Genomic DNA, 21,332 nt, shown 5'->3' on the forward strand with positions numbered 1-21,332 from the left:
AGGAATGTCCGTCACCCTGTCCGCGCCGCCGACGGACGGCACGTCGCTCCGCGGCGTTCGCCTCGAGGGTGTGTCCCGCACCTTCTCGACCGCCGCAGGCGACCGCGAGGTTCTCCGCGGCATCGACATCCACGTCGCTCCCGGCGAGATCCTCGCCCTCGTAGGCCCATCCGGATGCGGCAAATCGACCCTGCTGCGGCTCGTGGGCGGTCTGGATGAGCCCACCGGGGGGACGATCCGCGTCAGCGATGAGCGCGTCAGCGACACCGACGACCGCACCGCCGTCGCCTTCCAGGAACCGCGCCTGCTGCCGTGGCGCACGCTCGCTCAGAATGTGGCGCTCGGTCTTCCGCGCGGGACCGGTTCGCGCCGCGGGCGCGAGCGCGTCGCCGAACTGCTCGCTCTGGTCGGCCTGGAGCACGCCGCGAACCAGCGACCCCGCGAGGTCTCCGGTGGCATGGCGCAGCGCGCCTCGCTGGCCCGGGCGCTCGCGCGCGGTCCCGAAGTACTCCTCCTCGACGAGCCCTTCGGCGCGCTGGATGCGCTGACCCGCCTCCGCATGCAGGATCTGCTGCTGGACATCCACGCCGCAGAACCCACCACCGTGTTGCTGGTCACCCATGACGTCGAGGAAGCCCTCTACCTCGCCGACCGCGTGCTCCTGCTCCGCTCGCTCAGCCCCGCGACGCCCGCGGGCACGACCTCCATCGCCCGCACGGTGGAGGTGCCGGGCCTGCGGCCGCGCGACCGCAGCCACCCGTCGCTGGCCACGCTCCGCGCCGAACTGCTCGAAGGTCTCGGCGTCGACACCCACCGCCCCCCGACATCCGCCCACCCGAACGCCGAGGAAATCCGATGAACAAGCTCACCCGCCGCACTCTCCCCGCGATCGCCCTGGCCGGGGTGATGATGCTCCTTGCGACCGGCTGCGTAGCGGGAGAGAACTCCGCCGCTGCCGAGGCGAACGCCTCCGCCGGTTCGGAATGGTCGACGAGCACGCTGTCGATCGACTTCGCGACCTACAACCCGCTCAGCCTGATCGTCAAGGATCAGGGCCTCATCGAGAAGGCGCTCGGCGACAGCGTCTCTGTCGAGTGGGTGCAGTCCGCCGGGTCGAACAAGGCGAACGAGCTGCTGCGCTCCGGGTCGATCGACGTGGGCTCGACCGCCGGCTCTGCCGCGCTGCTCGCCCGTTCCAACGGGTCGCCGATCCACGTGATCGACATCTTCTCGCAGCCGGAGTGGTCGGCGATCGTCGTTCCGTCCGGCAGCGCCATCACCTCCGTGGCCGACCTCGCCGGCAAGTCCGTCGCGGCCACCGTCGGCACCGACCCCTACTTCTTCCTCATCCAGGCGCTGGCCACCGAAGGTCTTACCCTGAACGACATCCAGCTGCAGAACCTGCAGCATGCGGACGGCCGCGCGGCCCTCGACGCCGGCTCGGTGGATGCGTGGGCGGGCCTTGACCCGATCATGGCCGCCGCCGAGTCCGGATCGGGCGACAAGCTCCTGTATCGCAACGTCGACTTCAACTCGTACGGCTTCCTGAACGCGAGTGAGCAGTTCCTCACCGACCACGCCGATGTGGCGCAGGTCGTGGTCGATGCGTACGAGGAAGCCCGCACGTGGGCGGTAGCCCACCCCACCGAGACCGCGGCCCTGCTGGCGAAGGTGGCCGACATCGACGTCGCCGTCGCCACGACCGTGATCGAGCAGCGCTCCAACCTCGAGGTCAGCGGCATCCCGGGCGACGCCCAGCTCGCCGTGCTCAAGGTCATCGCACCCGTACTCGTCGACTCCGGTTCGGTGCAGGGCGGGGAGGATGCTGTCGACGCCGCGCTCGACACGATCGTCGACGCGCGATTCGCCGAGAAGGCCACGGCCGGCAAGTGAGCGCAGGCGCGCGCCTGATCGGCGACTCTCCGCTCGGGCCGGCCCACGAACGCGCAGCACCGTCGATGTGGTCCGGCGCGTTCTGGAGCCGCAGGTCGGTCAGGATCATCGGTGGGATGCTGCTGCCGCTCGCGATCCTCACCGCGTGGCAGGCGGTGACGGCCAGCGGTGTCGTCCCGCCGTACCGGCTGCCGTCACCCGCTTCGGTGCTCGATGCAGCCGTCGCCCTCACCGAGAGCGGGCAGCTGGGACTGCACATCGCGATCTCGCTGCAGCGCGTGCTCATCGGCTTCGCCATCGGCTCGGCGATCGGTCTTGCCGTGGCCGCGATCGTCGGGCTGACCAGGGCGGGCGACGTGCTGCTGACCCCGACGCTCGCGGCGTTCCGCGCCATCCCTTCGCTCGCACTGGTGCCGCTCCTGATCCTGTGGCTGCAGATCGGCGAGGAGTCGAAGATCACGCTCATCGCGATCGGGGCGTTCTTCCCGGTGTTCACCACGGTCTCGTCCGCGCTCCGTCACGTCGATCCGCACCTGGTGGAGATGGCCCGCTCGTTCGGGCTGCGCGGGTGGGCACTCCTGCGGACCGTTCAGTTGCCGGCCGTCGTCCCTTCGGTGATCGCCGGGCTCCGGCTCGCGCTGGCGCAGTCGTGGCTCTTCCTCGTCGCCGCCGAGCTCATCGCCGCCTCCATGGGACTGGGGTACCTGCTGACCTTCGCGCAGAGCACCGGACGCGTCGACCAGATCCTCCTCGCGATCATCGTGCTCGCGCTCCTCGGCACGCTGACCGACGGCCTGCTGAGCCTGGCGACGCGGCGCGTGCTCAAGCGATGGGCATGAGCGCCGCGACGACCCCCGTCGCCGCGTCTCAGCCGGGCGAGCTCCGGCTCTCCGAGACCCGGGTCTACCCGCCTTCGGCCGAGTTCACCGCGAATGCGAACGTGTCAGCGAGCGTTCGCGAGGATGCTGCGCGAGATCCGATCGGATTCTGGGAGGCGGCGGCCCGGCGACTGGACTGGGATCGCCCGTGGGAGACGGCCCTCGACTGGCGGCCGCCCGTCCGTGGCGTCGACGGCGAACTGTCCGTGCCGGCCGCGCGCTGGTTCGACGGTGGGCGGCTGAACGTCTCGTACAACTGCGTCGACCGCCACGTCGCGGCGGGCGCGGGCGCGAAGGTCGCGCTGCACTTCGAGGGGGAGCGGGGCGACCGCGAGACCGTCACGTATGCAGACCTCCAGCGGCGCGTGTCCCAGGCCGCGAACGCACTGATCGCGCTGGGAATCACTGCCGGCGATCGTGTCGTGGTGTACCTCCCCGTGCTGGTGGAGACGGTCGTGATCGCGCTGGCGTGCGCGCGGATCGGCGCTGTGCACTCGCTCGTCTTCGGCGGCTTCTCCGCCGAAGCTCTGCGCTTCCGCCTCCAGGACACGGGGGCGAGGCTCCTGGTGACGACCGATGGCCAGTTCCGTCGCGGGTCAGCGGTCGAGGTGAAGTCGGCGGCCGACGAGGCGGTCGACGGGCTCGGGCACGTCGAGCACGTGCTCGTCATCCGTCGCACGGGTCAGGGCGTGCCATGGACGGACGGCCGCGACGTGTGGTGGCACGATCTCGTGGGCACCGCGTCCGACCGGCACGTCCCGGAGGCCTTCGACAGCGAGCATCCGCTGTTCATCATCTACACGTCCGGAACCACCGGCCGCCCCAAGGGCCTGGTGCACACCTCCGGCGGCTACCTGACCCACGCGTCGTGGGCGCACTGGGCGCACTTCGATGCAAAACCAGACGACGTGCACTGGTGCACGGCCGACCTCGCCTGGGTCACCGCGCACACGTACGAGCTGTACGGCCCTCTGTCGAACGGCCTGACCCAGGTGCTCTACGAAGGCACTCCCGACACTCCGCACCGCGAGCGTCACCTCGAGATCATCGAGCGCTACGGCGTCACCGTCTACTACACCGCACCGACGTTGATCCGCTCGTTCATGGCCTGGTTCGGCGAGGATCTGCCCGAGGAGCACGATCTGTCGACCCTCCGGCTGTTGGGCACGGTCGGCGAAGCGATCAACCCCGAGGCATGGGTCTGGTTCCGGCGCACGTTCGGTCGGGGTCAGACGCCCGTCGTCGACACGTGGTGGCAGTCCGAGACGGGTGCGGCGATGATCGCGCCCTTGCCGGGGGTCACCACCCTGAAGCCGGGCTCGGCGACCCTGCCTCTCCCGGGCATCGATGCCGCCGTGGTCGACGCCGACGGGCGACCTGTCGCACCGGGCGTCTCCGGCAGTCTCGTCGTACGTCGTCCGTGGCCCGGCATGGCCCGCACCGTGTGGGGAGATCCGCGAAGGTACCGCGACGCGTACTGGTCCGCCTACGCGGGGCATGGCGACCACGGCGGCTTCTATCTCGCCGGCGACGGCGCGACCGTCGACGCCGACGGGTACGTCTGGCTCCTCGGGCGCCTCGATGACGTGGTCAACGTGTCGGGACACCGCCTCTCCACGATCGAGATCGAATCCGCGCTCGTCGCTCACGCGTCGGTGTCGGAGGCCGGGACGACGGGCGTGCCCGATCCGGTGACCGGCCAGAGCGTCGCGGCGTTCGTCGTCGCCTCGCCGGGTGCCTCGATCTCCCGCCATGAGCTGCGCGCGCAGGTCGCCCGCGAAATCGGGCCGATCGCCAAACCCGCGCACGTCTACATCGTCGCGGAGCTCCCGAAGACGCGCTCGGGCAAGATCCTGCGCCGCCTGCTCGCCCAGCTGTGGGAGGCTGAACGAGCCCGCCGCGAGGGCCTCGAGCCCGAGGCGCTCGGAGACACGACCTCGCTGCAGAACCCGTGGTCCGTCGCGGACATCACCTCCGTCCTCGCATCCGCATGACCGCCGTGGACACCGTCGAACGAAGGCAGAGATGACCCAGGACCACCGCTTCGGCTTCCGCACCCGCGCCCTCCACGCGGGAGGAACCCCCGACGCCGCCACAGGGGCGCGCGCCGTCCCGATCTACCAGACGTCGTCGTTCGTCTTCGACAACGCGATGGATGCCGCGAACCTGTTCGCCCTGCAGAAGTACGGCAACATCTACTCCCGCATCGGCAATCCGACGGTCGCCGCTCTCGAGGAGCGGCTGGCGTCGCTGGAAGGCGGAATCGGCGCGGTCGCGACAGCGTCGGGGATGAGCGCCGAGTTCATCACGTTCGCCGCCCTCGTGGGGGCAGGCGACCACGTGGTCGCGTCGGCGCAGCTCTACGGCGGAACGGTCACACAGCTCGATGTCACACTCCGCCGTTTCGGCGTCGACACCACGTTCGTGGCCTCCAGCGATCCGGCCGACTACGCGGCGGCCATCCGGCCGGAGACGAAAGTGCTCTACGTCGAGACGATCGGCAACCCTTCGGGTGAGATCGCCGACATCGCCGGGCTGGCGGACGTCGCGCACGCGGCCTCTATCCCGCTCGTCGTCGACTCGACGCTCGCCACGCCGTATCTCGCCCGCCCGCTCGAGCACGGCGCCGACATCGTCATCCACTCGGTCACGAAGTTCCTCGGCGGGCACGGCACCACGCTGGGCGGCGTCGTCATCGAGAAGGGGACCTTCGACTGGGGCAACGGCAAGTTCCCGGCGATGACGGAGCCGGTTCCCTCGTACGGGGGCATCCGATGGTGGGACAACTTCGGTGAGTACGGCTTCCTCACGAAGCTGCGCACCGAGCAGCTTCGCGACATCGGACCGGCGCTCAGCCCCCAGTCCGCGTTCCTGCTCCTGCAGGGCGTCGAGACGCTGCCGCAGCGCATGGACGCCCACGTCGCCAACGCCCGCATCGTGGCGGAATGGCTGGATGCCGACCCTCGCGTGTCGTTCGTCACGTGGGCGGGCCTGCCCGGTCATCCCCACCGCGAACGCGCCGAGCACTACCTTCCGCTCGGACCTGGCGCGGTCTTCGCGTTCGGCGTCCGCCCCACGGGGGAGTTCGCGACCGAGGAGGAGCGTCTTCAGGCCGCTCGCCGCACCGGCGAGGCCGTCATCGATGGGTTGCAGCTCGCGTCGCACCTCGCGAACATCGGCGACGCGCGCACCCTCGTCATCCATCCCGCGTCCACCACCCACCAGCAACTCACCTCCGCCCAGCTCGACGCTGCGCGGGTGCCTGCGGACCTGATCCGCATCTCGGTGGGGCTCGAGGATCCGGAAGACATCCTCTGGGACCTCGATCAGGCGCTCACCCGCGCGACAGGAGTGGAGCGATGACCGACACGCAGAACACCGTGGATGCTGCCTTCTGCGCCCTTCCTTCCGCAGCGCAGGCCACCCCGGCGACCGCTGCTGCGACCACGGCCGAGGCTCGGACCTGGCAGGCGCCCGGTCCGCAGGAGCGGTTCGGCATCCTTCGCGGGGCTCGTTCGATCGCGATCGTCGGAGCATCGGACAACCGGGCGCGCGCGAGCTACTTCGTCGCGACCTACCTCCTCGGCAGCTCCGACTACGACGTCTACTTCGTCAACCCGCGGGCGAGCGAGATCCTCGGCCGGCCGGTGTACGCGTCGCTCGCGGATCTTCCGGTGGTTCCCGACATCGTGGACGTCTTCCGTCGTCACGAGGATCTCCCCGGCGTCGCGCAGGAAGCCGTCGACGTCGGGGCGAAGGCGCTCTGGCTGCAGCTGGGCTCATGGAACGAAGAGGCAGCGGCGATCGCCGAGGGCGCGGGTCTGCGCGTGGTCATGGACCGGTGCGTCAAGATCGAGCACGCCCGCTTCCACGGCGGGCTGCACCTCGCGGGGTTCGACACCGGCGTGATCAGCTCGCGCAGGCAGCTGCGCGGCCGCTGACCGCGTCATCGCACGGACACGCGTACAATGTATGCAGGCCCTCGCGTGCCGATCGTCGCGCGCTGGTACGGGCCGCCGTATTCGCAGCGACAACCGTCGCACAACCTGGAGGTTCCGCCATGGCCGGAAAGAATCAGGGCATCATCGAGCCCCCCATCGACAGCCTGCTCGAGAAGGTCGACTCGAAGTACCAGCTCGTGATCTACGCGTCCAAGCGCGCACGCCAGATCAACGACTACTACTCCGATCTGCACGAGGGCAACCTGTTCGACAATGTGGGTCCGCTGGTCGATTCGACCGTCGAAGACAAGCCGCTCACGATCGCGATGCACGAGATCCACGAGGACAAGCTGCGTCTCCGCCACAACGAGCAGGCGTAGGCGCCCACGTCACTGGAAATTACGTCGCGGTGGCATCCTGTCGGATGTCACCGCGATACTTGTCTGACCCCCCACACTCTGGAGTAATCGATGGCCGATCTTCGCCTGTTCACGTCCGAGTCCGTCACCGAGGGACACCCCGACAAGATCTGCGACCAGATCTCCGACAGCATCCTCGATGCACTTCTGGCAGAAGACCGCAACAGTCGCGTCGCCGTCGAGACCCTCGTCACGACCGGACTCGTGCACGTCGCCGGTGAGGTGCGCACGTCGGGTTACGTCGACATCCCGGGCATCGTGCGGGGCGTCGTCAACCGCATCGGGTACACCTCGAGCGACACGGGCTTCGACGGCGACTCCTGCGGGGTCAGCGTGTCGATCGGCGAGCAGTCCGGCGATATCGCGACCGGGGTCGACACCGCGCTCGAGCACCGCGAGGGCGGGTCCGTCGATCCTCTCGATTCGCAGGGGGCCGGCGACCAGGGCATCATGTTCGGCTACGCGACGAACGAGACCCCGCAGCTCATGCCGATCGCGATCTGGACCGCGCACCGCATCGCGGAGCGTCTGACCGAGGCTCGTCGCAGCGGCGCACTGCCGTTCCTTCGTCCGGACGGAAAGACGCAGGTGACGATCGGCTACGACGGAACGATTCCGCGCACGGTAGAGACCGTGGTGCTGTCGACCCAGCACGATCCCGACATCTCGCTGACCGCCCTCCGCGCAGCGGTGGACGCCGAGGTCATCAAGCCGATCCTGGCCGAGACGGGGCTCGACATCGGTCATTCGCACTCGATCATCAACCCAGCCGGCCCGTTCGTGACCGGGGGACCGAAGGGCGATGCGGGGCTGACGGGCCGCAAGATCATCATCGACACCTACGGCGGCGCATCGCGGCACGGCGGGGGCGCGTTCAGCGGCAAAGACCCGTCGAAGGTCGACCGCTCCGCAGCGTATGCGATGCGCTGGGTGGCCAAGAACGCCGTGGCGGCGGGGCTCGCCGACCGTCTCGAGGTCCAGATCGCCTACGCCATCGGGCGTGCTCAGCCCGTCGGGCTCTACGTCGAGACGTTCGGCACGGGGCACGTCGCGGATGATGTGATCACCAAAGCCATCCTCGACGTGTTCGATCTTCGACCGAAGGCGATCATCGACGGGCTCGACCTGCTCCGCCCGATCTACGCCCAGACGGCGGCGTACGGGCACTTCGGCCGCGAGCTGCCCGAGTTCACGTGGGAGCGCACCGACCGCGTCGACGATCTGCGCGCCGCCGCCAAGCTGTGACGCCGGCGCGGGGGGTCTCCCCGCATCGGTGCTCGTCCGGGGATTGAGATGACCGAGCTCCGCGTCGCGCGCGTGCTCATCGATTCGCCGCTGCCGCAGCTGGATCGCCTGTTCGACTACGCCATCCCCGACCACCTCCTCCCCGACGCCAGGCCCGGGGTGCGGGTGCGCGTGCCGTTGCGCTCTGCCGGTCGCATGGTCGACGGCTACCTCGTAGAACTCGCGGAGGCGCAGGAGTCACCCCGCCCCCTGTCCGAGCTGGACGCGGTGGTCTCGCCGGTCGTCGTGCTCACCCCTGGCCTGTACGCCCTCGCGAGGCGAGCCGCCGACCGGGCGGCCGGGTCTGCCGGCGACATCCTGCGTCTGGCCATTCCGAAGCGGATGGTGCGGGCGGAGAAGGCTTGGCTGGGCGCGGCCCCGCCCGAGCCCCCTTCTGTCACAGCGCACGCTCTCGAGTGGGCCGATCGCTCTCTCGGCGGGTTCAACGGCCTCGCCGGGGCTCTCGATGGCCGAGAGCGGATCGCCGTGGATGCGCCGCCTCGCCCCTCCCGCATCGCTCCCGACACCGAGGTCGGCGCGTGGGCCGAGCTTCTCGCGGCCGCGGCCCTGCGCGAACTCGCCGCCGGCCGGAGCTCCGTGCTCGTCGTCCCCGACTACCGGGATCAGGCGCAGCTGGAGGCCGTGCTGGACGCACGCGGCGCGTCTCCGAGCGTCGTGCGCGTCGATGCGCGTCAGAGCGGCCCCGAGCGCTACAGCGCGTTCCTGCGGACGCTGAGCCCGGTCGCGTGCATCGTCGTCGGCAACCGCTCGTCCGTCTACGCGCCGGCGCACGACCTCGGGCTGATCGCCCTCTGGGACGACGGTGACCCGCTTCTGTCCGAGCCGCTCAGCCCGGGCGTGCACGCCCGCGACGCCGCACTCGTCCGACAGGAGCTCGACGGGTGCGCGCTCCTGTTCGCCGGCCATACGCGCACGACCGACGTCGAAAGACTCGTCGCGGTCGGCTGGGTGCGCGAGATCCTGCCGACCCGCAGAGAGACGCCCCGAGTGGTGCTCAGCGCGACCCGCGAAGGAGAAGCGCGCTCCGCGCGTCTCCCGTCGGCCGCGTTCGCGTCTGCACGCGAAGCGCTCGCCTCCGGTCCGGTGCTCGTACAGGTCTCCCGACCGGGATACGCGCCCGTGCTGGTGTGCGCGGACTGCCGGCGACCGGCACGGTGCCGACACTGCGCCGGCCCCCTCCGCGCGCGCCGCGCGGGAGCTGCCCCCGAGTGCGGGTGGTGCGGCCGGGCCGCCACCGCGTGGCGCTGTCCCCATTGCGAGTCCGAGCGGGTGCGAATGGCCTCATCAGGCAGCGAGCGCACCGCCGATGAGCTCGGGCGCGCGTTTCCCGGCGTTCGGATCATCGTGGCCGACGGCGAGCATCCCGTGACCCAGGTCGACGGGCGGCCGGCCTTGGTCGTGGCGACCAGGGGCGCCGAGCCGCACGCGATCGGCGGGTATCGCGCGGTCATCCTCCTGGACGGCGATCGGATGCTGCTGGCCGAGGATCTGCGGATCGGTGAGTCCTGCCTGCGGTGGTGGTCCAACGCCGCGGCACTGGCGGCACCGGGAGCACCCGTTCATCTGGTGGGGGTGACCGGTGGCGTGGCCAGAGCGCTCGCGACGTGGACGCAGCCCGCGTATGCGCGCGCCGAACTCGCCGAACGAGCACCGCTGCGGATGCCGCCCACCGTCCGCGTCGCGACCGTCGAGGGCCTCCCTCGCGCGGTGGATGCTGCTCTGGCGGCGGTGCAATCCGCGCCGGGCGGCCTGGCGCCTACGTACGGCCCCGACGCCACCGGCGGCAGCGTGCTCGGCCCGGTCGCCGTCCCGACCGAGGGAGGCCCTGCGCTCGCACGTGCTCTCGTCCGGTTCGACTACTCCCAGGGCCGCGCCGTCGCCGAGAGCCTTCGCGCGTCGGTCATCGCGGAGGCCCTCCGCTCACGCAAGGCCGTCAAGGGCAGACCCGCAGGCCCCCGCAATACACTGAAAGTCCGGGTCGACGTGCCCGACCTGGATCTGTGAGGAACCGAATGCGACTCGTCTTCGCCGGCACGCCCGACGCCGCCGTCCCCTCACTGCGGCGGCTGGCGTCATCCGATCACGATCTCGCCGCGATCGTCACTCGTCGCGACGCGCCCATCGGTCGCAAGCGGGTGCTGACCCCTTCGCCGGTAGCGATCGTCGGCGTCGAGCTCGGCATCCCGACCATCAAGACCGATCGGCTCGACGCGGCCGCAACGTCCGCGATCGTGGATCTGGCTCCCGATCTCGGCGTCATCGTCGCCTACGGCGGCCTGGTGCGCGAGCCTCTCCTGTCGGTGCCCCGACTCGGCTGGATCAACCTTCATTTCTCCCTCCTTCCGCGGTGGCGCGGTGCCGCTCCCGTCCAGCGCGCGCTCATCGCCGGAGACCGCGTGACCGGCGCGAGCGTCTTCCAGCTCGTGCCCGAACTCGACGCCGGCGACATCTTCGAGACGGAGCGACTCACCGTGCCCGATGGGGCGACCGCGGGAGACGTCCTCACCGCGTTGTCCGAATCCGGCGCGAGACTGCTTCTGGGCGTCGTCGATGCCCTCGCCGCCGGCACAGCCCGGGCGCACCCCCAGCAGGGCGAGCCCACCCTCGCCCCCAAGCTGACCATCGATGACGGCGCACTCGACTGGCACGAACCGGCCGAGCGGGTGCTCGCGCGTTTCGCCGGCGTGACGCCGGAACCCGGCGCTCACACCACCGTCGGGGGCGCCCGCCTGAAGATCATCGCGGCGCGACCCGCTGTCGGCGATGCGCTCGCGCCGGGAGAACTCGCGTCGGCCGGTGGCGCCGTGCTGATCGGCACCGGCACGACACCGATCGAGCTCGTGACCGTGCAGCCCGCAGGCAAGGCGCTGATGCGCGCCGCCGACTGGTTCCGGGGCCTGCGGCTCGACGCACCGGTGGCGGGAGCGTGACGGCCGCGCAGGCGTCGCGCCGTGTCGCGTACGACACGATCCGCGCCGTCCACGAGTCGGACGCGTACGCCAACCTGCTGCTCCCGCGCTCGATCGAGCGGGCGGGACTGAGCACCGCCGATGCGGGGCTCGCCACCGAACTCACGTACGGCACGCTTCGACGCGAAGGCACGTACGACGCGGTGCTCGCCATCGCGGCTGACCGACCGGTGGCCGACATCGACCCCGGAGTGCTGGACGCGCTGCGGCTCGGTGTCCATCAGCTGTTGTCCACTCGCGTCGCGTCGCACGCCGCCGTGAACGAGTCGGTCGAATTGGCTCGCGAAGCGGGCGGCCGGGGCGCCGCCGGGTTCGCCAACGCCGTGCTGCGTCGAGTGTCGCGTGACACGCCGGGCGAATGGCTGTCGCGCGTCGAGCAGTCCGCGCGCTCGGACGACGAGCGGCTCAGCCTCGTCTTCTCGCACCCGGTCTGGATCGTCCGAGCCTTCCGCCGCGCCCTGGCGGCCGAGGGCAGGGCCGCGGAGCTCGAGGATCTCCTCGCCGCCGACAACGCCTCACCCACGGTCACGATGGCGGCCCTCCCGGGCCTCGCAGACGTGCCCGGCGACGCGATGCGCACGCCCTATTCCCCGTTCGGCTTCCGGCTCGGCGGCGGTGACCCTGAGCGAACCGTCGTCGGATCGAACGGCCGCCTGCGGGTGCAGGACGAGGGCTCGCAGCTCGCCGCGCTCGCACTCACCAGGATGCGACCGGTCGAACGGGGGGAGCGGTGGCTCGACCTCTGCGCAGGGCCCGGAGGTAAGACGGCGATCCTGGCCGCCGAGGCGCTCAGCGGCGGTGCGCAGCTCGATGCCAACGAGATCTCGCCCGCGCGGGCGGGGCTGGTCCGGCGTGCGATCGCCGGTGTCCCGCTCGAGGTGACCGTGTCGGAAGAGGACGGCCGTGTGCGCGCGAGCGAAGCAGCCGGCCGGTACGACCGCATCCTCGTCGATGCGCCCTGCACGGGCTTGGGCGCGCTCCGCCGGCGTCCCGAGGCGCGCTGGCGCAAAGTCCCGGCCGACGTCCCCGACCTCACGCAGCTGCAGCGCGAACTGGCCGCGGCGGCGATCGGCGCCCTGCGGCCCGGCGGCGTCCTCGCCTACGTGACGTGCTCGCCGCACCTCGCCGAGACGGCGGGTATCGTCGCAGACCTCCTCCGCGAATTCGATGGATCGGTCGAGGAGCTCGACGCCCGTGAGACCGTGCGGGCGATCTCTCGTACCGTTCCTGATCTCCCCGAGCCCGGCGACGCAAGCGGCCGCGCCCAGCTCTGGCCGCACCGGCACGGCACGGATGCGATGTCGATCTCGCTGCTGCGCCGCATCTGAACCGGGAGGCTACTCCAGAAGTCGGAGCGCGTCGCCCGCGGCCGCGATCTCCTGCCGGATGGCGGCGAGGGCAGCCGGATGCATGCGGGCGAGATCGCGCGCATCGATCGTCACGACGACGTCGTCCGACGCGCCCCGCGACACTTCGCGGAGCACCGTCAGCACCCGCTCGGCGCCCGCGAAGCCGAGCTCGCCGCCGAGACGCACCGTGATCGCGCCGAGGTCGTCGCGGTCGACGCTGATGCCCGGCTCGGCGATCGTCTCGTGCTGTTCGAACACGTGCATGCCGAAGCTCGTCGAGAGCCGCTCCATCACCGCGGTGGAGCGCACGCTGTTGCCGTGCTCATCAAGGCGAGGGCTGAAGGATGCGACGCCGAACTGCGACGGGGCGGCGGCGAGCAGACCTCCGCTCACGCCGCTCTTGGCGGGCAGGCCGACGCGCAGCATCCACTCACCCGAGAAGTCGTACATGCCGCAGCTCGCCATGATGGACAGCACGTCGCGCGCGATGGCCTCGGTCACGACGCGTCTGCCCGTCACAGGATTGATGCCGCCGAACGCCAGCGTGCCGGCCATGATCGCCAGGTCTTTGACCGTCACGAGGATCGAGCACTGACGGAAGTAGGTCTCGACCGCGGTATCGACGGATCCGTCGACGATTCCGTAGGAGCGCATGAGGTGCGCGAGGGCGCGGTTGCGGAAGCCCGTCTCCGACTCCGAGCGATAGACGCCCTCGTCGATCCACAGTGAGCGGCCCGCGAACGCCGAGAGCATGTCGACGATACGGCCGGTGCGCTCGTCGATGTCGTCGCCCGAGACGAGCGCAGAGGTGGCGATCGCGCCGGCATTGACCATGGGGTTGGCGGGCCGGCCTGTCCGGGCCTCGAGGCTGATGGCGTTGAAGGGCTCGCCGCTGGGTTCGGCCCCCACCCGCTGCAGGACGGCGTCGAGCCCGTGCTCCTGCAGGGCGAGCGCGAGCACGAACGGCTTCGAGATCGATTGGATGCTGAACTCGATGTGGTCGTCGCCCACGGAGAAGATCCGACCGCGCGGGCCCACGACGGCGAGCGCCAGATGATCGGGGTCGGCCGTCGCGAGTTCGGGGATGTACGCGGCCGGCGCGCCGTCGGTGAGCGGACGCACGTGATCGAGTACGCCCTCGAGGAGCAGCTGGATGGGGTCCACGGCTCGACCATAATGGACGCGTGCCCCCCAGCGACGACCACGACGTCACCCACACCGTCCGGATCAATCCCAGCATCCTCGCCGCCGACTTCGCCAATATGCAGGCCGAGCTCGCCCGCATCGACGGCGCCGACTTCGTGCACGTCGACGTGATGGACAACCACTTCGTGCCGAACCTCACGTTCGGTCCCCAGATGGTCGGTCGCGTCCAAGACACGAGTCCCGTCCCGCTCGATGTGCACCTGATGATCGATGACCCCGACCGGTGGGCTCCCGAATACGCCGAGCTCGGGGCTGCGTCGGTGACTTTCCACCTCGAGGCGGCGACCGAACCTGTCGCGCTCGCCAGGCGTCTGCGGAGCATCGGCGCCCGTGCGGGGGTTGCGATCAAACCCGCCACCGCGGTCGAATCGCTCTTCGACGTGCTGGACGAGTTCGACCAGATCCTCGTGATGACCGTCGAGCCGGGATTCGGCGGCCAGTCCTTCATGCCGGAGATGATGCCGAAGCTCTCACTTCTGGCAGCGGAGGTCCGCCGCCGCGGCTCCGCCGTGTGGCTGCAGGTCGATGGCGGAATCTCGCCCTCCACGATCGAGCAGGCTGCCGCGGCCGGTGCCGACACGTTCGTCGCAGGGTCGGCCGTGTTCGGAGCCGACGATCCGGATGCCGCGATCCGCGCGCTGCGCTCGACGGCGGACCGGCACCGGCACCGCTGACCGGAGGGAGCACACGATGTCCGACCCGCACGAGGCAGCCGATGGCGAAAGCCACTTCGGCGGCTCCCGCCACGCTCATTGGGTCCTGAGCGCCTACAGCGGCGAGCACGGGGTGTACGGCATCGTCCTGGTGACGGCGGTGATCGCGGTCGGGTGGGACTACGAATCCGATCTCGATGTGCTGCTGTTCGTCCTCGGCACGGTGCTGGTCTTCTGGCTGGCGCACATCTACGCGAGCGTGGTCGCCAGTCGCGACGCGTGGCGACGCGAGTCGCTTCCTCGCGCCATCGCCGCCGGCGCCCGGCACTCGTCCGGCATGCTCGCGGCCATGCTCGTCCCCGCTGCCCTCCTCGCCACCGCCGTCATCGGCGTCACGGACGAGTGGACGGCGTACTACCTCGCGCTCGGCAGCGGGATCGCGCTGCTGGCCCTGATCGGCTACGCCAATGCGGCCAGGCACGGCAGCAGCTGGCCGTGGCGGATCGCCGGAGCCGCGGTCACGACCCTCCTCGGAGCCCTCGTGATCGGGCTGAGCATCCTGGTGCACTGAACGGGAGCTGCGATCGAGGTCGATCTGCCCCTGCCGCCGCCCGGTACGCTGGGACGGTGAAGACGTTCGACGCCCTTTTCGCCGAGTTGACCGCGAAGGCGGCCGACCGACCAGTCGGCTCGGGCACGGTCGCCGAACTCGACGCCGGTGTGCACGCGATCGGCAAGAAGATCGTCGAGGAAGCCGCCGAAGTGTGGATGGCTGCAGAATACGAGTCGACGGACGCCGCGGCGGAAGAGATCTCGCAGCTGCTCTACCACCTTCAGGTGCTGATGCTGGCGAAGGGCCTTTCTCTCGAGGATGTCTACCGACATCTGTGAGCGCGCCCCCGCTGCCCGCCACCCCACCGAACGAAAGCCTCACATGCTGCGAATCGCCGTGCCCAACAAGGGCTCGCTCGCCGAGACCGCCACCGAGATGCTCGCCGAAGCCGGTTACATCGGCCGCCGCGACCCGAAGGACCTGCACGTCATCGACCCCGTCAACGAGGTCGAGTTCTTCTACCTGCGCCCGAAAGACATCGCCACGTACGTGGGCTCCGGCGCGCTCGATGTCGGCATCACCGGACGCGACCTTCTCTTGGACGCACGGATGCCGGGGGCCCGCGAGATCGAAGCGCTCGGATTCGGCGGCTCGACGTTCCGCTTCGCGGGTCCGCCGGGACGCTTCCAGGCGCTCGAGGATCTCGACGGGATGCGCGTGGCGACGTCCTACCCCGGTCTCGTCGACGGATTCCTGGACGAGCGGGGGATCGCCGTCGACCTCGTGCCGTTGGACGGCGCCGTCGAGTCGGCCGTGCGGTTGGGCGTGGCGGATGCCGTCGCCGACGTCGTCTCGACGGGCACGACGCTGCGGCAGGCGGGCCTGGACATCTTCGGACCCGTGATCCTCGAGTCCGAGGCGGTGCTCATCTCCGGTCCGTCCGACGCGGAGGGAGCGGAGACTCTGCTCCGGCGGCTTCGCGGAGTGATGGTCGCGCGCCGCTACGTGCTCATCGACTACGACCTGCCGGCGGCCCTCATCGACGCCGCGGTCGCGATCGCACCGGGCATCGAGTCGCCCACGATCTCGCCGTTGCGCGACCCCGAGTGGGTCGCGGTCCGTGTCATGAGCCCGCGCAAGACGGCGAACCAGGTGATGGACGCGCTGTACGCGCTGGGTGCCCGCGCGATCCTGGTCACCGCGATCCACAACGCGAGACTGTAGAGCGATGAGCCTTGTCTGCCGCGTCATCCCGTGCCTCGACGTCGCCGCCGGCCGCGTCGTGAAGGGCGTGAACTTCCAGAACCTGCGCGACATGGGCGACCCCGTCGAGCTTGCGCACCTGTACTTCACGCAGGGTGCCGATGAGCTGACCTTCCTCGACGTGACCGCCACCGTCGATGAGCGCTCCACGACGTACGACGTCGTGCGGCGCACCGCCGAGGAGGTCTTCATCCCGCTCACCGTCGGAGGCGGGGTGCGTTCCGCCGACGACGTCGCGCGACTGCTCGCGGTCGGGGCCGACAAGACGGGCGTGAACTCGGCCGCGATCGCACGCCCGGCGCTGCTCGACGAGATCGCCGACCGTTTCGGAGCGCAGGTGCTCGTGCTCTCGCTCGACGTCAAACGTTCCGATGCGACGGCATCCGGCTTCGTCGTCACGACGCACGGCGGTCGCACGGAGACGACTCTGGACGCGCTGGCATGGGCGCGCGAGGCGATCGAGCGGGGTGCGGGTGAGCTGCTGGTCAACTCGATCGACGCCGACGGCACGAAACAGGGCTTCGACCTCGAGCTGGTCGCCCTGATGCGTGAGATCTCGAGCGTTCCGGTGATCGCATCGGGCGGCGCGGGCAAGGCCTCGGACTTCGGACCGGCGATCACCGCGGGCGCCGACGCGGTGCTCGCCGCGAGCGTGTTCCACTCCGGTCAGCTCACGGTGGGCGACGTCAAGGCCGCCATGATGGCGGACGGGATCGAGGTACGGGCATGAGCGACGGCACAGAGTTCGGAGCGTCCGAGACGCTCGACGAGCGCATCGCCCGCGTGGCGTTCAACGGCGACGGGCTCGTCGCCGCGATCGTCCAGCAGTGGGACACCCGAGAAGTGCTCATGCTCGGGTGGATGGATGCCGAGGCTCTGCGACGCACCCTGACGACGGGTCGAGGCACGTTCTGGTCGCGGTCACGTCAGGAGTACTGGCGCAAGGGCGACACGTCGGGCAACGTACAGCTCGTCCGCGAGGTGCGACTGGACTGCGACGGCGACGCGGTGCTCGTCGAAGTCGATCAGGTCGGGCCCGCCTGTCACACGGGTACCCGGACATGCTTCGACGCGGATGATCTGCACGCCGTCGTCGGACCCGGTCGCCCGGCCGAAGGGCCGTGATGCTCGCATGCTGAGCAGGGCACGACTTCTCGCCGTGGTGGTAACGATCGCCGCCGGCGCGCTCGGGGTGATCTCCTCCACGCAGACATGGCTCGTGGTCACCCTCGCCGACGGGGCGGACCACACCGTCGATGTCGCGGGTGCCGCAGCGATCCCGGTCCTCGCGCCGCTCAGCCTTGCCACCCTCGCGCTCGGCGCCGCGCTGTCGATCGTCGGTCTCGTCCTGCGCTGGGTTTTCGGCGTCCTGACCGTGGTGATCGCCGTCGCGCTCGGCATCCTCACTGCGACCACCGTCTTGGCGACACCCGTGTCGGCGTACGCCACCTCGGTGACCTCGACGACAGGCATCACCGGGACGGATGCCGTGGCGGCCCTCGTGTCCTCGACGCAGGCGACCGCGTGGCCGTACGTGACGCTGATCGTCTGGGTGGTCCTCCTCGCCGCCGGCATCATGACACTCGTCACGGCGACCCGATGGCGGGGGAGCGGACGGCGCTACCGCACGGAAGGTGGCGGCCGGGCCGCAGCATCCCGTCCGCGCGATGCCATCGACTCGTGGGACGACCTGTCGCGCGGAAGCGACCCGACCGCCTGAGCACGATCGCGCGAGCCGACCCCGCTAGAATGAATCGGCGCACGGCACGCCGCGCCCGCACTCGAAGGAGACCCATGAGCATCCCCGACGGAGACCCCGGCCACGGACACTCCCCGGCCGCTTGGACGGCCGTGATCATCATGCTCGTCGCGATCACGATCGGCACGACGGCGTTCTTCTTCGACGTGCCGTGGCTCGTCTGGGCCTCCGCCGCTCTCGTGGTGGTCGGAGCGATCGTCGGCTGGGTCATGAAGCGGTCGGGCTACGGCGTCGGCGGCGACAAGTACATCGCGAAAGAGCACTGATCGTGCTCGCCGACCTGACGGCCGGCGCGGTGGAGGATGCCGAGATCCGCGAGTCCGCCCGACCTCTCGAGGTCGTGGAGCGGATCGCTCTCGCGCAGCCGCCTGCGCGCGATGCTGTGGCAGCCCTCGCCCCGTCCGACCGGGTTCGGATCATCGCCGAGGTCAAGCGTGCGAGTCCGTCGCGCGGTGACCTCGCCGAGATTCCCGATCCCGCCCATCAAGCCCGTCTCTACGAGGAGGGGGGCGCATCCGCCATCTCGGTGCTGACCGAGGGCCGGCGCTTCAAGGGCACCCTCGCCGACCTCGAGGCCGTCCACGCAGCCGTCTCGCTCCCGGTGCTGCGCAAGGACTTCATCGCCACCCCCTACCAGGTGCTCGAAGCCCGCGCGGCGGGTGCCGATCTCGTTCTCCTCATCGTCGCGGCTCTCGAACAGCGCGACCTCGTCGAACTGCATGCGCTCACGCGTGAGCTCGGCATGACCGCGCTGGTAGAGACGCACTCCGCTGACGAGATCGAGCGCGCGACCGACATCGGCGCAGAGCTGATCGGAGTGAATGCGCGCAACCTCTCGACGTTCGAGCTCGACCGCGATCTGTTCGGCTCGCTCGCAGAGCGGATCCCGTCGAGCGCGATCAAGATCGCCGAGTCCGCCGTGCTCGCTCCCGCCGACGTCGCGCACTACCGCGCAGCAGGCGCCGACGTCGTGCTCGTGGGCGAGGCGCTCGTCACCCGGGACCCCGTCTCCACCCTTCACGCGTTCCTCGAGGCCGGATCATGAGCCTGCGCGAGGCTCCAGGGCCGTTCTTCGGCGATTTCGGCGGCCGCTACATGCCCGAATCGCTCATCGCCGCAATCGACGAGCTCACCGCGGTGTACGAATCGGCGATCGTCGATCCGGCGTTCCAGGCCGAGTTCGCCCGCCTGCTGCGCACCTACGCCGGTCGACCTTCCACGCTCACCGAGGTGCCGCGGTTCGCCGCGCACGCCGGTGGTGCGCGTGTGTTCCTCAAGCGCGAAGACCTGAATCACACCGGTTCGCACAAGATCAACAACGTCCTCGGCCAAGCCCTCCTCACCCAGCGACTGGGAAAGACGAGAGTCATCGCCGAGACCGGCGCGGGTCAGCACGGCGTCGCGACAGCGACAGCGGCAGCGCTGTTCGGCTTCGACTGCACGATCTACATGGGTGAGGTCGACACCGAACGTCAGGCGCTGAACGTGGCGCGCATGCGGCTGCTCGGCGCCGAGGTCGTCCCGGTCACGACCGGCTCGCGCACCCTCAAGGACGCGATCAACGAGGCGTACCGCGACTGGGTCGCCAGCGTCGACACGACCAACTACATCTTCGGGACTGCTGCGGGGCCCCACCCGTTCCCCGCGATGGTGCGCGACTTCCAGAAGATCATCGGCGAAGAAGCGCGCGCGCAACTTCTCGACGAGATCGGGCGGCTGCCCGACGCGGTCCTCGCGTGCGTCGGCGGCGGGTCGAACGCGATCGGCATGTTCGACGCATTCCTCGACGACGCCGACGTCAAGCTCTACGGGGTCGAAGCCGCCGGAGACGGTGTCGACACCGAGAAGCACGCGGCGTCGATCGAGCGCGGCCGCCCCGGCATCCTGCATGGCGCGCGAACGTTCGTCCTGCAGGACGAAGACGGTCAGACCGTCGAATCCCACTCGATCTCGGCCGGGCTCGACTACCCGGGCGTCGGACCGGAGCATTCCTGGCTGGCGTCGATCGGGCGCGCGCAGTACATCCCCGCGACCGACGACGAGGCGATGCAGGCACTGCGCCTCCTGTCGCAGACCGAGGGCATCATTCCGGCGATCGAGTCGGCGCACGCGCTGGCAGGGGCGCTGCGCATCGGGCGCGAGCTCGGGCCGGACGCGATCCTCGCCATCTGCCTCTCGGGTCGCGGCGACAAAGACATGGACACCGCAGCCCGGTACTTCGAGCTGTACGACGCGAACGTCGCGCTCGAAGGTGGACCTGTGCCGGCCGACGGTGCCGCGCCCGCTGACGGCGCCAAGGGCGAAGGAACCGAGCTGTGACGCCTCAGGGAGCGGCGTCCTCTCGCGTAGCGGCGGCGATCGACGCCGCGCACGCCGAGGGGCGCGGCGCGTTCATCGGCTACCTGCCGATCGGCTTCCCCGACCTGCAGACGAGTATCGACGCGGCGGTGCTGCTCGCCGAGAGCGGCGCCGACATCCTCGAGCTCGGGCCGCCCTACTCGGATCCGGTGATGGACGGCAAGGTGATCCAGGAGGCCACGCAGGCTGCTCTGGCGAACGGATTCCGTTTGCGGGACCTGTTCCCGGCGGTGCGCGAGATCACGCGTCGCATAGACATCCCCGTACTCGTCATGACCTACTGGAACCCCGTCGTGCAGTACGGCGTCGACCGCTACGCCGACGATCTGCTCGCGGCGGGCGGTGCGGGACTGATCACACCCGACATCACGCCCGAGGCCGCGGGGGAGTGGATTGCGGCGAGCCGTCGGACGGGACTTGACCGCATCTTCCTGGCGGCGCCGACATCGACCGACGAGCGGCTCGAGCTCGTGGTGAACAGCTCGACCGGCTTCGTCTACACCGTTTCGACCATGGGGATCACCGGTGAGCGTGCCGAGCTGGATGCCGCGGCACGCACGCTCGTCGCACGCCTCCGCGCGCACGGTGCCGAGCACGCGTGCGTCGGCATCGGCATCTCCACCGCCGAACAGGTCACGGGTGTACTCGACTACGCCGACGGCGCGATCGTCGGGACCGCCCTCGTCCGAGCGCTCCGCGACGGCGGGCTCGACGGGCTCGCAGCCGAGGCGCGTTCGCTCGCCGCGGGCACGAAGTCGGCCCGGCCCCACGGTTAGACTCGCACTC

23 protein-coding genes are annotated in these 21,332 nt (G+C 70.2%); 22 read left to right on the forward strand and 1 reads right to left on the reverse strand.

The window, feature by feature from the left end; all coding sequences use genetic code 11:
* The first annotated feature begins 4 nt into the window (after positions 1 to 4).
* The 11 genes from F6B43_RS02560 to F6B43_RS02610 all read left to right on the forward strand — a co-directional run bounded on the left by F6B43_RS02560 (position 5) and on the right by F6B43_RS02610 (position 12,733).
* On the forward strand, positions 5 to 859 hold the full coding sequence (locus F6B43_RS02560) for an ABC transporter ATP-binding protein (protein ID WP_150447343.1): 855 nt from the start codon (positions 5 to 7) through the stop codon (positions 857 to 859).
* Positions 856 to 1,893 carry an aliphatic sulfonate ABC transporter substrate-binding protein gene (locus F6B43_RS02565; RefSeq protein WP_150447344.1) on the forward strand — a complete coding sequence of 346 codons (1,038 nt, stop codon included), beginning with the start codon at positions 856 to 858 and terminating at the stop codon, positions 1,891 to 1,893. Before F6B43_RS02560 ends, F6B43_RS02565 begins: the two co-directional genes overlap by 4 nt.
* Positions 1,894 to 1,958: 65 nt before the next feature.
* Positions 1,959 to 2,732: an ABC transporter permease gene (locus F6B43_RS02570; protein WP_150448378.1), complete on the forward strand. Its 774-nt coding sequence runs from the start codon at positions 1,959 to 1,961 to the stop codon at positions 2,730 to 2,732.
* The gene (gene acs, locus F6B43_RS02575; protein WP_150447345.1) at positions 2,729 to 4,765 is read left to right on the forward strand and encodes an acetate--CoA ligase; all 2,037 of its coding nucleotides are present in this window, start codon (positions 2,729 to 2,731) and stop codon (positions 4,763 to 4,765) included. Before F6B43_RS02570 ends, acs begins: the two co-directional genes overlap by 4 nt.
* A gap of 31 nt (positions 4,766 to 4,796) precedes the next feature.
* Positions 4,797 to 6,134, forward strand: coding sequence for an O-acetylhomoserine aminocarboxypropyltransferase/cysteine synthase family protein (locus tag F6B43_RS02580; protein ID WP_150447346.1), 1,338 nt, complete (start codon positions 4,797 to 4,799; stop codon positions 6,132 to 6,134).
* Positions 6,131 to 6,712: a CoA-binding protein gene (locus tag F6B43_RS02585; RefSeq protein ID WP_150447347.1), complete on the forward strand. Its 582-nt coding sequence runs from the start codon at positions 6,131 to 6,133 to the stop codon at positions 6,710 to 6,712. The genes F6B43_RS02580 and F6B43_RS02585 overlap by 4 nt, the downstream gene beginning before the upstream one ends.
* Positions 6,713 to 6,831: 119 nt before the next feature.
* Positions 6,832 to 7,092 carry a DNA-directed RNA polymerase subunit omega gene (gene rpoZ, locus F6B43_RS02590; protein WP_150447348.1) on the forward strand — a complete coding sequence of 87 codons (261 nt, stop codon included), beginning with the start codon at positions 6,832 to 6,834 and terminating at the stop codon, positions 7,090 to 7,092.
* Positions 7,093 to 7,182: 90 nt separating this feature from the next.
* Positions 7,183 to 8,376, forward strand: a complete 1,194-nt coding sequence (gene metK / locus F6B43_RS02595) for a methionine adenosyltransferase (RefSeq protein WP_150447349.1) — start codon at positions 7,183 to 7,185, stop codon at positions 8,374 to 8,376.
* A 48-nt stretch (positions 8,377 to 8,424) separates the two neighbouring features.
* Positions 8,425 to 10,440 (forward strand): primosomal protein N' family DNA-binding protein, encoded by a 2,016-nt coding sequence (locus tag F6B43_RS02600; RefSeq protein ID WP_150447350.1) that lies wholly within the window; start codon positions 8,425 to 8,427, stop codon positions 10,438 to 10,440.
* An 8-nt stretch (positions 10,441 to 10,448) separates the two neighbouring features.
* Positions 10,449 to 11,366, forward strand: a complete 918-nt coding sequence (fmt, locus tag F6B43_RS02605) for a methionyl-tRNA formyltransferase (protein ID WP_150447351.1) — start codon at positions 10,449 to 10,451, stop codon at positions 11,364 to 11,366.
* The gene (locus F6B43_RS02610; RefSeq protein ID WP_150447352.1) at positions 11,363 to 12,733 is read left to right on the forward strand and encodes an RsmB/NOP family class I SAM-dependent RNA methyltransferase; all 1,371 of its coding nucleotides are present in this window, start codon (positions 11,363 to 11,365) and stop codon (positions 12,731 to 12,733) included. The genes fmt and F6B43_RS02610 overlap by 4 nt, the downstream gene beginning before the upstream one ends.
* Before the next feature lie 9 nt (positions 12,734 to 12,742).
* Here F6B43_RS02610 and glsA read toward each other — a convergent pair whose 3' ends face one another.
* On the reverse strand, positions 12,743 to 13,918 hold the full coding sequence (glsA, locus tag F6B43_RS02615) for a glutaminase A (RefSeq protein WP_150447353.1): 1,176 nt from the start codon (positions 13,916 to 13,918) through the stop codon (positions 12,743 to 12,745).
* Between the two features lie 20 nt (positions 13,919 to 13,938).
* On the opposite strand from glsA, the gene rpe reads away from it, so the two are divergent.
* From rpe to trpA, 11 genes are all read left to right on the forward strand, one after another.
* Entirely contained in the window at positions 13,939 to 14,634 is a 696-nt protein-coding gene (gene rpe, locus F6B43_RS02620) for a ribulose-phosphate 3-epimerase (protein WP_281349490.1), read from the forward strand.
* 16 nt (positions 14,635 to 14,650) lie between these two features.
* On the forward strand, positions 14,651 to 15,184 hold the full coding sequence (locus tag F6B43_RS02625) for a hypothetical protein (protein ID WP_150447354.1): 534 nt from the start codon (positions 14,651 to 14,653) through the stop codon (positions 15,182 to 15,184).
* A gap of 56 nt (positions 15,185 to 15,240) precedes the next feature.
* The gene (locus F6B43_RS02630) at positions 15,241 to 15,504 is read left to right on the forward strand and encodes a phosphoribosyl-ATP diphosphatase (protein ID WP_150447355.1); all 264 of its coding nucleotides are present in this window, start codon (positions 15,241 to 15,243) and stop codon (positions 15,502 to 15,504) included.
* 43 nt (positions 15,505 to 15,547) lie between these two features.
* A complete protein-coding gene (gene hisG, locus F6B43_RS02635) occupies positions 15,548 to 16,390 on the forward strand; it encodes an ATP phosphoribosyltransferase (protein WP_150447356.1) in 843 nt (280 codons plus the stop codon).
* Positions 16,391 to 16,394: 4 nt separating this feature from the next.
* Complete coding sequence (gene hisF, locus F6B43_RS02640; protein ID WP_150447357.1) at positions 16,395 to 17,159, forward strand: imidazole glycerol phosphate synthase subunit HisF; 765 nt, start codon at positions 16,395 to 16,397, stop codon at positions 17,157 to 17,159.
* The gene (gene hisI / locus F6B43_RS02645) at positions 17,156 to 17,554 is read left to right on the forward strand and encodes a phosphoribosyl-AMP cyclohydrolase (protein ID WP_150447358.1); all 399 of its coding nucleotides are present in this window, start codon (positions 17,156 to 17,158) and stop codon (positions 17,552 to 17,554) included. The genes hisF and hisI overlap by 4 nt, the downstream gene beginning before the upstream one ends.
* A gap of 7 nt (positions 17,555 to 17,561) precedes the next feature.
* A complete protein-coding gene (locus F6B43_RS02650; RefSeq protein ID WP_150447359.1) occupies positions 17,562 to 18,149 on the forward strand; it encodes a Trp biosynthesis-associated membrane protein in 588 nt (195 codons plus the stop codon).
* 74 nt (positions 18,150 to 18,223) lie between these two features.
* The gene (locus F6B43_RS02655; RefSeq protein WP_150447360.1) at positions 18,224 to 18,454 is read left to right on the forward strand and encodes a DUF6704 family protein; all 231 of its coding nucleotides are present in this window, start codon (positions 18,224 to 18,226) and stop codon (positions 18,452 to 18,454) included.
* A gap of 2 nt (positions 18,455 to 18,456) precedes the next feature.
* Complete coding sequence (gene trpC, locus F6B43_RS02660) at positions 18,457 to 19,233, forward strand: indole-3-glycerol phosphate synthase TrpC (RefSeq protein WP_150447361.1); 777 nt, start codon at positions 18,457 to 18,459, stop codon at positions 19,231 to 19,233.
* The gene (gene trpB, locus F6B43_RS02665) at positions 19,230 to 20,507 is read left to right on the forward strand and encodes a tryptophan synthase subunit beta (RefSeq protein ID WP_150447362.1); all 1,278 of its coding nucleotides are present in this window, start codon (positions 19,230 to 19,232) and stop codon (positions 20,505 to 20,507) included. The genes trpC and trpB overlap by 4 nt, the downstream gene beginning before the upstream one ends.
* Complete coding sequence (gene trpA, locus F6B43_RS02670; protein WP_150447363.1) at positions 20,504 to 21,322, forward strand: tryptophan synthase subunit alpha; 819 nt, start codon at positions 20,504 to 20,506, stop codon at positions 21,320 to 21,322. The genes trpB and trpA overlap by 4 nt, the downstream gene beginning before the upstream one ends.
* Positions 21,323 to 21,332 lie beyond the last annotated feature (10 nt).

The sequence above is a fragment of the Microbacterium rhizomatis genome (assembly GCF_008710745.1).
GTDB classification, from domain to species: Bacteria; Actinomycetota; Actinomycetes; order Actinomycetales; family Microbacteriaceae; genus Microbacterium; species Microbacterium rhizomatis.